The organism is Nocardia sp. CA-128927, from assembly GCF_050955855.1.
In the GTDB taxonomy this organism is placed as follows: Bacteria; Actinomycetota; Actinomycetes; order Mycobacteriales; family Mycobacteriaceae; genus Nocardia.
In genome coordinates this window covers 4,357,944-4,370,074 of sequence record NZ_CP192087.1, presented here as the reverse complement: position 1 = coordinate 4,370,074, position 12,131 = coordinate 4,357,944, and the positions used below count along the sequence as shown (strand labels likewise).

Annotated in this window: 7 protein-coding genes, 1 tRNA gene and 1 pseudogene; 4 read left to right on the top strand and 5 right to left on the bottom strand. The window is 65.6% G+C overall.

Annotated elements, in window-relative coordinates:
- A complete protein-coding gene (locus tag ACQPW1_RS20615; RefSeq protein ID WP_433664317.1) occupies window positions 1–729 on the bottom strand; it encodes a GAF and ANTAR domain-containing protein in 729 nt (242 codons plus the stop codon).
- A 235-nt stretch (window positions 730–964) separates the two neighbouring features.
- Here ACQPW1_RS20615 and ACQPW1_RS20610 point away from each other — a divergent pair.
- Window positions 965–1,038 (top strand) — tRNA-Pro (locus tag ACQPW1_RS20610).
- Between the two features lie 307 nt (window positions 1,039–1,345).
- Here the strand turns inward: ACQPW1_RS20610 and ACQPW1_RS20605 are convergent.
- Window positions 1,346–2,664: pseudogene (locus ACQPW1_RS20605) on the bottom strand (MFS transporter).
- Window positions 2,665–2,995: 331 nt separating this feature from the next.
- Here ACQPW1_RS20605 and ACQPW1_RS20600 point away from each other — a divergent pair.
- Window positions 2,996–4,009, top strand: coding sequence for an esterase/lipase family protein (locus tag ACQPW1_RS20600; protein ID WP_433664316.1), 1,014 nt, complete (start codon window positions 2,996–2,998; stop codon window positions 4,007–4,009).
- Between the two features lie 203 nt (window positions 4,010–4,212).
- A complete protein-coding gene (locus ACQPW1_RS20595; RefSeq protein ID WP_433664315.1) occupies window positions 4,213–6,327 on the top strand; it encodes a prolyl oligopeptidase family serine peptidase in 2,115 nt (704 codons plus the stop codon).
- A gap of 435 nt (window positions 6,328–6,762) precedes the next feature.
- Here ACQPW1_RS20595 and ACQPW1_RS20590 read toward each other — a convergent pair whose 3' ends face one another.
- Together ACQPW1_RS20590 and ACQPW1_RS20585 are read right to left on the bottom strand one after the other, a co-directional pair.
- Window positions 6,763–8,235 carry a cytochrome P450 gene (locus ACQPW1_RS20590; protein ID WP_433664314.1) on the bottom strand — a complete coding sequence of 491 codons (1,473 nt, stop codon included), beginning with the start codon at window positions 8,233–8,235 and terminating at the stop codon, window positions 6,763–6,765.
- A gap of 4 nt (window positions 8,236–8,239) precedes the next feature.
- The gene (locus tag ACQPW1_RS20585; protein WP_433664313.1) at window positions 8,240–8,914 is read right to left on the bottom strand and encodes a TetR/AcrR family transcriptional regulator; all 675 of its coding nucleotides are present in this window, start codon (window positions 8,912–8,914) and stop codon (window positions 8,240–8,242) included.
- A gap of 159 nt (window positions 8,915–9,073) precedes the next feature.
- On the opposite strand from ACQPW1_RS20585, the gene ACQPW1_RS20580 reads away from it, so the two are divergent.
- A complete protein-coding gene (locus ACQPW1_RS20580; protein WP_433664312.1) occupies window positions 9,074–10,219 on the top strand; it encodes an acyl-CoA dehydrogenase family protein in 1,146 nt (381 codons plus the stop codon).
- 502 nt (window positions 10,220–10,721) lie between these two features.
- Here ACQPW1_RS20580 and ACQPW1_RS20575 read toward each other — a convergent pair.
- The gene (locus ACQPW1_RS20575) at window positions 10,722–12,104 is read right to left on the bottom strand and encodes a cation:proton antiporter (protein ID WP_433664311.1); all 1,383 of its coding nucleotides are present in this window, start codon (window positions 12,102–12,104) and stop codon (window positions 10,722–10,724) included.
- Window positions 12,105–12,131 lie beyond the last annotated feature (27 nt).

The window sequence follows — 12,131 nt, the reverse complement described above, 5'->3', positions numbered from 1 at the left end:
TCAGCGCGGGCGGTCGAGGATCTTGCCCGGGTCGATGGTGCGGTCCACCACGGCACGAGCGAGGTCCGGCAGCCGCCCGCGGGTTTGCCGGGCGTAGCCACGCAGCGCGCCGAACGCGGTTTCCGGGTCGAGATCGCCGTGCGCGGCGAGCATGCCCTTGGCCTGCTCGATGACGATCCGGCTCTGCAGCGCCAGCTGCAACTGCCCATTGACCGTCTTGTGGTCGGCGAGCAGCCGGGCCTGCAAAATCGCGATGCTCGCGATATCCGCGAGCGCCTGCCCGACCAGCAGATCGTCCTCGGTCAGATGCTCCTCGCCGGCGCTGAACAGATTCAGCGCGCCCACCCGATCCATCCGCAACCGCATCGGCAGCGCGTACACCGACCGAAAGCCATCCAGCAGAGCCTGTTTGGCGAACGCAGGCCACTGATCGCGCGCGTCCTCGAGGTCCTCCACAATCACCCGCTCACTACCCCGATACGACTGCACACACGGCCCGTCCTGCGCCTGAATCTGCAACAACTCCAACCACCGCGTCGCCTCACTGGTCGACGCCAGCACCTTCAACTCCCCGTCCTCCCCCGCCAACAGCACCGCGGCAGTATCAACAGGTAGCAAGTCAACAGCCCGATCCAGCAGCTCCTGCACCACGTCCACCGGCTCGTAATCCTCCACCAGCGAGTCCGCCAACTGCACAAACGCCTCAACCAGCCGCCGCTCCCGACTCATACCCGCCGTCTCCTTCCAATACGCCGGGCCCCGCAATCACCCGACACTTTCGTACCCTCCGGATGCCCCCACTGCTCGCCGCCAATCGGCCCCCACCTTCAGACCCTCGTCACACCCCCTGCGGCCGACCATGATTCACGCCACCCACCACCCCCCGCCACGCCGCTCACCAGGCGATTCGCTCCCCCGGGCTCACCTGAGGTAATCTCTTCGAGCGCCCAGCGATGGGCGTGAACGGGCTGTGGCGCAGCTTGGTAGCGCACCTGACTGGGGGTCAGGTGGTCGCAGGTTCAAATCCTGTCAGCCCGACAGCGAGAAACCCCTCCTGACCTCGGTCGGAGGGGTTTCGTCGTTACTCGACGATTCGGAGCTCGGGACCAATTTGGGACCAATCGCCCTGGCCCATGCGTGCCAGCAGTTCGGGCAACTGTGGTCCCCCGTGCCGAACTCGCCCAGCTCATCGTCGTCGGCAGTCACGGACACGGCGGCTTCACCGGAATGACGATCGGGTCGGTCAGCAGGCCGTACTGCACGGCGCCAACTGCCCGATACCCGCACCCGAACAAGTCGGGTGCGGGTATACCCCTCGGCAATTACGGCCGAAATTCAGACCCGGCTACAACGCTCGGTCTTTGGTCTCCACCAGCGCCTTGGTGCAGAGGAAACTCAGCACCGCCAATCCGGCCATCATCACACCGATTGCGTTGCTGCCGTACGCCGATGCGAGCGGGGTGGCGATCAGCGGCGGAATCGCACCACCGAGCACGCCGCCCAAGTTGTAGCCGAGTCCGGCCCCGGTATACCGATAGCGAGTCTGGAACATCTCCGGCAAGAGCGCACCGAACGGCCCGTATGCGACGCCGAAGATCGCCAGGGTAGTCAGGACGCCCATCACGAAGGCGGCCCGAGAACCGCTGTCCAGCAACGGAAACAGCAGCAGCGACCAGAAGATGGCGAGTCCGGACGAGACCATGATGACCTTGCGACGACCGAGCCGATCCGAGTACAAGGCCGAAAAGACAATGGCCGCACCGAAAACCACAGCTGCCACGATGCCTACGGTCAGCACGAAGAGACGGCTGAAGCCGAGGGTCTTGGTTCCGTAGCTGGTCAGGAATGCGGTGCCCGTGTAGAAGAAGCCGAACAGGATGGCCATCGCACCTGCCGAAAGCAGGATCTCCTTGGTCTGGACGCGCCAGGCTTCGAGGAACGGAATGCGCGTGTACCCGGTGTCGAGTGCGCGTTGCGTCGCACTCGCACGGAAAACGGGTGTCTCATCGATCGCCAGGCGCACATACAACCCGATGCCGACCAGCACGATGGAGAATACGAACGGGATCCGCCAGCCCCAGGTGAGGAAGTCGTTGTTCGTATCACCGAATACCGTGCCGGTGATGAGGAAGGTGGCACTGGCCATAGCGAAGGCGAAAGCGGACCCCATCTGCGGGAACATCCATAGAGGCCACGCTTTCCCGGTGGCGCATACTCGGCTGTCAGCAGTGTCGCACCTGCCCATTCGCCACCGACGGCGAACCCTTGGCCGAATCGCAACAGCACCAGGATCAGCGGTGCCGCGATGCCGATGGTCGCCGCGCCGGGGAGCAGGCCGATCAGCAACGTGGAGATACCCATCAGCAAAAGCGTTGAGACAAGGGTCTTCTTACGACCTATCCGGTCCCCGAAATGCCCGAAGACCATCGCGCCAACCGGCCTTGCGACGAAGGCGACCGCGAAAGTCGCGAATGAGGCGACGGTGCCCGCCGTCGAGCCGAGCGCAGGAAAGAACACCTTCGGAAAGACGAGCGCCGCCGCGGTCCCGTAGATGAAGAAGTCATAGAACTCGATGGTGGTGCCGATACAGCTTGCGACGGCCACGCGCCGCATACTGGTGTTGGCCGTCGTCAGCGTCTCCTGTTGTGGCGACAGTCTTTTCATACGTTCCTCATCTCATGCGCCACGCGCTGCCGGTCGGTGCGCGTAGTGAAGGGGACCGTAGTGATCTAGATCACTTTGCACTACCCCCGAAGAGGGGTAGTCGCTCAGCAGGAGGCCACGGGCACCGGCTTGCGCACCACCCACGCCGCGATCGCGTGCCAAACGTTCCTCGGCCGCGATCCGATCGTCCGCACGCAGTACCGCGCGGGCCACCGGCCGGGTGCCCACGACGCGGAACTTGCTCGCTTGGCCGGATTCGGACTACTTCGGGTGTAGTTTACTGATCGTTAGCTGTCCGCCCCGGTCCGTCTGGCAGGGAATGGAGTAGGTGATGGCACGCTGGGGATGTGCGGTGGTGACAGTGGCCGCCGTGATGTCACTAGGCTCGATATCCGGGACCGCCGCGGCAGATCCGGCACCAGAGATGGCGACGCACGCGTCCGACACCGTGGGTTACGGTCCGGTCCTGCCTCAGGGTGACGCCGCCTGGGTGGCCTACGGGCTGCTGGGCGATACCGATCTCGCGCCGCAGGGAGCGAACGACTGGGCTTGCAAACCCACGGCGGAGCATCCGCGGCCGGTCATTCTGCTGCACGGCTCCTGGAACAGTGCCATCGGCGGTTTTTCGCGCCTGTCTCCGCAATTGTCCCAGGCCGGTTATTGCGTCTTCGCACTGAACTTCGGCCGCCCCGACGTCGCCGGTGCCGGGCTAGTGCAACCCTGGATCGGCGCCGTCGGACCGATCACGGAGTCCGCGCGCCAGCTGGCCGTCTTCGTCGAACGGGTGCTCGCGGCGACCGGCGCACGACAGGTGGACATGATCGGACATTCCCATGGCGGGTTGGTCATTCGCCAATACCTGAAGGACGGCGGCGGTGCCGACCCAGCCGATCCCGCCGCGAACAAGGTCGAGAAGGTAATCACCTTCGGTGCCACCAATCACGGCACCACACTGATCGGACTGGGTAGCCTCGCGGTAGCTGTCCAACAACACTTGAGTTCGGGCTTTCTGCCGCTCTTGCAGGAATTCATCGGCCCAGGAGGCATCGAGCAACTCGCCGGCTCGCCCTACCTCACGCAGTTGAACGCGGACGGCGACACCGTTCCAGGGATCGAATACACCGTCGTCGGCACCCGATACGACGAGGTGAGCACACCGTTCGACGCCACCTATCTGAACGCCGGTCCGGGCGCCACTGTGCACAACATCCTGCTGCAGGACGGCTGCCCGCTCGACACGTCCACCCACAACGGCCTGCCCTATTCACCGCGGGCGGCCACGATCGCATTGCGGGCGCTGGATCCGGACAACCCACCAGAACTGGCCTGCACGCCCAATCTGTAATCCAAGCAAGTCCGTCGCCTCGGGAGTGATCGCGCACCGCTGCCGTCACTCGCCTGGCAACGAATAACACTCGGCCACATACACTTTGGAGCCAGTCCAGCTGCCTGTAGGAGCTGCGGAATCGTCCGCGGCCGAAACACCCACCGACAGAAGAAGTCCCGTGCGGCCGAGAGTTCCGCCGGAATGACAAGTATGGTCGGGGCATGTCGACGACGCCCGACTCCTTCCCCCGCCGGAGCGCTCGCACCCAGCGATTTACGCTCGGCGCACCGCGTGCTTTCACCGTGGCCCCCGACGGTGCGCGCGTCGTGTTCCTGCGCTCCTCCTCCGGTACGGACCGGGCGAATTCCGTCTGGGTCCTCGACATGGCGCTGGGCGAGGAACGGGTGGCGGCCGACCCGCGCGCCCTGCTGGGCGGCGCAGCCGAGGACCTGCCACCTGAAGAGCGCGCACGTCGCGAACGCAGCCGCGAAGGCGGCGAGGGGATCGTCGGCTATGCCACCGACGATGCCGTGGAGTTGGCGGCTTTCGCGCTGTCCGGCCGGTTGTTCGTGGCCCAACTGCAGGCCGGCACGGCACATGAACTCCCGGCCGCCGGTCCGGCGATCGACCCGCGTCCCTCCCCTGACGGCCGCCACGTCGCCTATGTCGCACACGGCGCGCTACGGGTCGTCGGGACGGAAGGCAAGGACGAGCGGGCGCTCGCCGAGCCGGAGTCGGCCAACGTCACCTACGGTCTGGCCGAGTTCATCGCGGCGGAGGAGATGAGCCGCTATCGGGGTTTCTGGTGGTCGCCGGATTCGCAGCGTCTGCTGGTCGCGCGCGTAGACGACACGCCGGTTCAGCGCTGGTGGATCTGTGACCCGGCCAGGCCGGAGGCTGACCCACGGCAGGTCGCATACCCAGCGGCGGGCACCGACAACGCGGACGTACAGCTGTTCGTGATCGGCCTGGACGGGGTGCGCACGGAGGTCGTCTGGGATCGGGAGCGCTATCCGTATCTCGCACATGTGCACTGGTCAGCAGCGGGTGCCCCGCTGCTACTCGTACAGGCGCGTGATCAGCGCAGTCAGCTGTACTTGGCGGTGTCCCCGGAGACCGGCGCGACCCGGATCGTGCGCGCCGACGAAGATCGAGTTTGGCTTGACCTCTTCCCCGGCGTGCCCTGCTGGAGCCCGTCGGGACACCTCGTACGGATCGTCGACGAGGGCGACGCACGGGTTCTCGCGGTCGGTGACCGCCCGCTGACCGGCCCACAGTTGCACCTGCGCGCGGTACTCGATGCCGGGCAGGACGACGTGCTGGTCACCGCATCGGCCGGCGCGGAGGCCGCCGTCCCGGAAACCGGCGAGGTACACGTCTATCGGGTCAACGAGGTTGGCCTGGAGCGGGTTTCGCGCGAGCCGGGTGTGCACTCGGCGGTGCGCGCCGGGGGCACCACCGTGCTGATGTCCGCCGCACTCGACCGGCCGGGCACCCAAATCCAGGTACTTCGCGATGGGACACCGGTGGCGACAATCGCCTCGTATGCGGAAGATCCCGGTCTGTCTCCGAGAGCGACCCTGACCGAGGCGGGCAAACGGCGCATCCCGTGCACCGTCCTCCTCCCCCGTGATCACGACGGCAAGACCCCACTCCCTGTCCTGATGGATCCCTACGGCGGTCCGCACGGTCAGCGGGTGGTCGCCGCGCACAATCCGCATCTGACCTCGCAATGGTTCGCCGACCAGGGGTTCGCGGTCGTGGTCGCCGACGGTCGCGGCACCCCTGGTCGCTCCCCTGCCTGGGAGAAAGCGGTCCGCGACGACCTCGCCGCAGTCGTCCTCGAAGACCAGGTGGACGCGGTGCAGGCGCTGGCCGACGACTTCCCCCTCGACCTGAACCGAGTCGCCATTCGCGGCTGGTCCTTCGGCGGTTATCTAGCGGCGCTCGCGGTGCTGCGCCGCCCGGACGTCTTCCACGCGGCCGTGGTGGGCGCGCCGGTCACCGATCTCCGTCTGTACGACACCCACTACCAGGAGCGCTACCTCGGCCACCCGGACGAGCAGCCGGACGCCTATCGGCGCAACTCACTGATCGACGACGCGGGCCTGGTAGACGCGGCCGAGCCGCACCGGCCGATGATGATCATCCACGGCTTCGCCGACGACAATGTGGTCGTCGCCCACTCCCTGCGGCTGTCCTCGGCGCTGCTGGCCGCCGGTCGGCCGCACGAAGTGCTGCCACTGTCCGGCGTCACGCACATGACCCCGCAGGAGTCGGTCGCCGAGAACCTACTGCGCCTCCAGCTGGAATTCCTGCGTCGCTCGCTCGCATAGCCGAGCAACTCGGGTCGCTCGCCCCGTCATCCGGTACACCAACGGCCACTGGCGAATTCGACAGCGCGGGCGGCATCGTGCCTGTGGGTGCGCCACAACGGTGGTGACACCCCACGCATCCGGGAGGTCGTGAGCCAACTCGGGGTCCAGGGTGTGGGCGTGCCGCCGAAGGTCGAGCCGATCGTGTTGTCCATACCGAGCGTCAGGTGTTGTCGGGGTAGGTGCGCCGCCGAGCAGGTGGAACGGGCGTCACCGCGGCACTGAAATCGACACCGGCACAGCATGATTCACACTGGTCCACGCGGTCGATGGCGGCGGCCACGGGCATGAGTCAGTCGGCGGTCTCGCGGATCTGATCGACACCGCGGCGCCCGGCAAGTTCGATCTGCACCTCACGAACGACGACGAGATCGCCGCTGTGAGCGCCCGGCAACCTCACCGGGCCGCGCTCTCGTTCCGGGAGCGCAACCGCATCCTGAGTCCGATCGGCTTCAGAGTGACGAGCTCATCGACTTCGAGTTGGTACTTCGAATCCGACTCGAGGTCGAACGCGTACAGCACGTGTGCCAGGATCAGGACGATTTCATGGATCGCGAACTGGCGCCCGATGCACGAACGCAATCCGATGCCGAACGGCTTGTATGCACCTGCCGTGCGCCGCGGGGTTGTGTCCGGAGCGAACCGATCCGGATCGAACCGGTCGGCGTCGGGTCCCCACGCGCGTTTGTCACGTTGGGCGGCAAGGAGATTCACATACACCCATTCGCCGCGCCCGATGTTGTAAGCACCCAGGTGGGTGTCCTGCTTGGGTCGCCGGAAGTACCCGCCCGCAACCGGCCACAATCGTAGCGTCTCATCGACTACTCGACGCAGATACTGAAGCTTCGCCACCTGCTCGTAAGTGAGTGTCGTCGGGTCGCCTCCGGCGATTGTGTCGATCTCCTGGCGCACCCGTTCGACGATGTCGGGCCGATCCCCCAGCGCGTGGAGAGCGAAAGCCAATGTGCCTGCACTCGTTTCGTGGCCAGCAATCAGAAAGGTGAGTACCTGGTCCCGCACGACCGTCCGCGACAGCGGGTGTCCGGTGTTCGGGTCAGGCGTTTCCATCATGCGCTGCAGAAGGTTAGGGGCCTCGGCGGCAGCGGGCCGACAATTGTCGATCATGCCGTCTGCGATTCGCTGCAGCTCCGCAACGTTGCGCTGGTGACGCCGCTGGGCGAATCGACCGATCGTCGCATCCAGGAGCTTTATCGAGACCGGTCGACTGGCGTACCGGAGCACGTCGAGCATCAGTTTCACGACCGGTAGACTTTTCTCGGCGCGCGGCCTGTCAAGCTTCGTGAAGCTATGCCCGAATCCCGCGCGGGCGATGACTTCCAGTGCCATGGAGTTCATTTCACCCGCCACGTCGACGGGATCGCTGCTCTGTTCCCACTTGCGTATCAGCTCGCCGACCACCTGCACCATCACTGGGTGGTATACGCGCATAGCCTCACGAGTGAACCCCGGCATGAGTACGCGGTGCGCGGCCCCCCACTGCGGATCCTCGGTGGACGCAACAATCAGCCCGGTGCGCACCACCTTCCGCAGGCGCCGGATCGGAGGCCCGAACTCCTTCTCCCACAGGGATTCCGATTGCACCACATCAACGAGGTCCGCGCTGTTGACGATCACCATCCGCATCGGACCGAAACGCAACTCATAGACCGAGCCGACCTTCTCCGAAAGCTTGGCCATCGACTGAACCGGCTTACGAGGGTTGATCGACAACACGTCACCGAGCACGGGAAGTCTGCCGGGCGGGTACGGAACCTCGTTCAGAGCGCGATATTTCCCTTCGATTGCGGAACACTCTACAGATCCAAGCGCAGGCAAACCCGAGCGCGAAATCCAGCCCTCGATGTACACGCGCTCAACCGATGTCGGGCAAACTCGCGTGCGCGTCGAGCTCGATGCCCAGTCCCCGGAGTCGGTGGTCGAGCAGTAGCCAGGCTTCCGTGGTGAGCTGGTCGACCAGGGCGTGCTGGCTGATCTCGCGGTGCACGAGCCACCAGCGGACCGAGGCGTCGATGAGGCCGAGTAGGGCGACGACGAGGCGGTCGGCGGCTTGGGGGTCGGCACCGAATTCGGGGATGTATCTTGTTGCGGCGGAGGATATTTCGGAGGCGAAGGCGCTGCCGCCTATTCTGGGTTCGTCGTTGCCGCGGCGGTAGTTTCGTTCGAGGAGCAATCGGTACAGGTTGGGGTGTTCGCTGGCCCATCCGACGTGTTCGGCGATCGGGGCTCGGATGATCGCGTACGGGGAGCCTTCGATTTCCAGTGCGGCACGGATCTGGTGGGTGAGGTCGTCGTGGGCTCGGCGGGCGACGGCGAGGTCGAGTTCTTCTTTGCTGGCGAAGTGTCGGTAGACGTGGCTGCGCGCCAAGCCGGCGCGGTGCGCGATCTGACCGGTCAGCGCCTCGGGGCCGTGCTCTTCGATGGCGGCGATGGCCGCGTCCACGATGGTTCGGCGGCGCTCGTCCCGGCCGGGGGCGCGGCTGGTCGATCGCCGGGCCTCGGCGGTGTCGGTCCAGCGTTGTTGTGCCACGGGGTCTCACGTTATCGGAAGTCGAGCAGGTCACGCGGCAGGATCCCTTGCCCGCGCGGCTTTAGTGGTACACACTGTACCCGCTGGGTACATGGTGTACCCGCGAACGCTGGTTACATATATTTGCCAGTGGTGCGCCCCCGAGCCAAAGGAGACTCGATGGCCGCCTACCGGTCGAGTTGGATGAACGACGATCTCGCCGCGCTGCGCGATCTTGCCCGAGCCTTCTTCGAGAAGGAGGTCACCCCGAACATCGACAAGTACATCGACCAGCATCATGTCGACCGCGACCTGTGGAACAAGGCGGGCGCACTCGGGCTGCTGTGCCTGTCCATCCCCGAGGAATACGGCGGCGGCGGTGGCACTTTCGCGCACGAGGCGGTGCTGATCGAGGAACAGGCCAGGGCGCTCGACACCGCATGGGGCGCGAGTCTGCACAACGGCATCGTCGCGCACTACCTGCTCAGCTACGGCACCGAGGAGCAGAAGCAGCGGTGGCTGCCGCAGATGGCCAGCGGTGAAGTGGTCGGCGCGATCGCGATGACCGAACCCGGCACCGGCTCCGACCTGCAGAACATCAAGACCAAGGCGGTCCGCGACGGCGACGAATACGTCGTGAACGGATCCAAGACCTTCATCACCAACGGCGCCCAGGCCGACCTCATCATCGTGGTCGTCAAGACGGACACCACGCAGGGCGCCGCGGGCGTCAGCCTGGTGCTCGTCGACGCTGATCGGGACGGATTCCGGCGCGGGCGGGTGCTCGACAAGATCGGCCAGAAGGGCCAGGACACCTCCGAGCTGTTCTTCGAGGACGTCCGCATCCCGGTGACCAACCTGCTCGGCGCCGCGGCGGGCCAGGGCTTCGTTCAGTTGATGCAACAGCTCCCGCAGGAGCGCCTCATCATCGCCGTCGGCGCGGTGGCAGGCATGGAAACTGCTCTGGAACAGACGCTTCGGTACACCAAGGAACGAGAAGCGTTCGGCCGCACCATCTTCAGCTTCCAGAACACCAAGTTCAAGCTCGCCGAAGTCGCCACCGAAGCCAAGATCGCCCGCGTCTTCACCGACGACTGCATCGCCAAACACATTGTCGGCGAACTGGATATCGCCACCGTCGCGATGGCCAAGTGGTGGACCACCGACCGCGCGATGTCGGTCGCCAGCGAATGTCTGCAACTACACGGCGGCTACGGCTACATGACCGAGTACCCGATCTCGCGCCTGTGGGTCGACAACCGCGTGCAGATGATCTACGCGGGCACCAACGAGATCATGAAGGAAATCATCGCCCGGACCCTGTGACGGACACGGCCCCCGACGTGACCATCCGCGTCGGGGGCCGCGCCCACCCCGTTCGCCGTCCGGCTGAATGCCTCTCAGATATGTTGGCGCAGTAAGCGACCGGACGCGGATCCAGTTGCAGACGTTCAACTGGAGACGCTGGCCTGGCAGACTTGCGGGGAGAACGGCGCCGAGTGCGCCTCGCTGCCTTGGCGGCCTACAACCGGATGGTCGGCACGGAATGCCGAGAGTGGTGTCGCGCCGACAGCAGCTGCCCGCTGCAAGGCCGCGATATCGCCGCCGAATATCGCGGCCTGGTCCTGGCGAGGTACTGGAGGTCGGCGATACCGGTGTGGTTGTTGTAGGCGGCGCTGTCGCCGCGATCGAAACCGATACGGCGAGTAGCGCGGGCGGTCGAACGCTATGCCGGTGGCGACGGGGTCACGTGGTGGCGGGGAAAGGCTGGGTCGCGCGCACCGGTGCTCAGCGGGGCCGGTCCGCGCCGTTCGATGAGCCCGTGCCGCTACGGCTCGGGCACCTCCTCGGTGCGCGGGACGTGACTCGATTCTGGGGCAACGGATGACTCGGCAGGAAGGGGTGATCGGCGACGGCTCGCCGGAAAGGTGCGCTCCAGCCACATTCCGGCCATCGCGGAGGTCACGATGGACAGCACGACGATGCTGGTGAAGAACTTCTCGTTGATGAGGCCTGCGGACAGTGTGACGGTTGCCAGGACGATCCCGGGGCCGCCGCGGGCGTTCAAGGCGACCGCGAAATTCTTTGCGTCGCGGTTGGATTCGCCGACCGCGCGGGCGGCGGCCCATACGCTGACGCCTTTCACCGCCGTCGCGGTCAGGAAGAAGGCGGCGAAGAAGGTGATGTCGAAGTTGCGGGCCAGGTCGAGTTGCATTCCGACGCCGGCGAAGTAGATGGGGATGAAGAACGCGAGGGAGAACTGTTTGATGGTGTCGCCCGCGCTCACGCTGAGTGCGGGCTCGACCTCTCGCCGGTCCGGCGGCGTGGCGATGTCGGCGGAGGCGATCCCGGCCAGCAATGCGCCGAAGATGGCGTTGATCCCGAGGAAGATGCAGGCCAGGACCAGCACGAGGGCGAACACCAGCCGGAACGCGACGGGACTGGCCCTTTCCACCAGGTTCACCCTGCTCGTGGCCAGCCGGTTGAACAGCTGCTTACCGACGAGCAGCACGGCGGCGATGAACACCAGGCTGACGATCACCTGATACGTGATCGCGGCGGTGCCGTCCAGCCCGAGTAATGAAATGAGCCCGAACGTTTGACCGTTCTTCGTCTGAACAAGACCGAATGTCACGGCGAGCGCCACGTACAGCACGACGTCCTCGAGCAACGCCACCGCCAGCACGATCCTGGCGAAACTGGTATTGAGCAAACCCAGATCGAGCATGATGCGCGAAATGACCGGAATGCTGGTGACGGCGAACGCTATTCCGAAGATGAGCGCGAAGGTGGCCTTCGTCCCGTGCGGGCCCGAATAGTCGTCGTGATCGAGCGCGAGGGCCACCGCGAGGCCGAGCACCATCGGGATGACCAACCCGGCCGCGGCCAACGCGGCAACCGTCCGCTGCCGACCCGGGTTGCGATAGGTCATGACCTCGCGCCCGGCCAGGAACATCAGCAGTAGCAGTCCGAATTCGTTGAGCACCTGCAACCCGGAGTGGACGACGCCGGTGGCCGGAAACAGCTCGCCTGCCACGCCGGGCGCCAGCTGCCCGAACACCGTCGGCCCTAAGAACAGGCCACCCAGGATCTCGCCGATGACCGGAGGTTGACGCAGCCTGGCACAGATCTGCGCGCCGACATGAGCGGCGATGAGGATGATGGCGAGCGCGACCAGCAAACTGGCGAACTCGTCCCGGGAAAGTGACATTAGACGCTCCTTGCCCCGTTAAGTTTG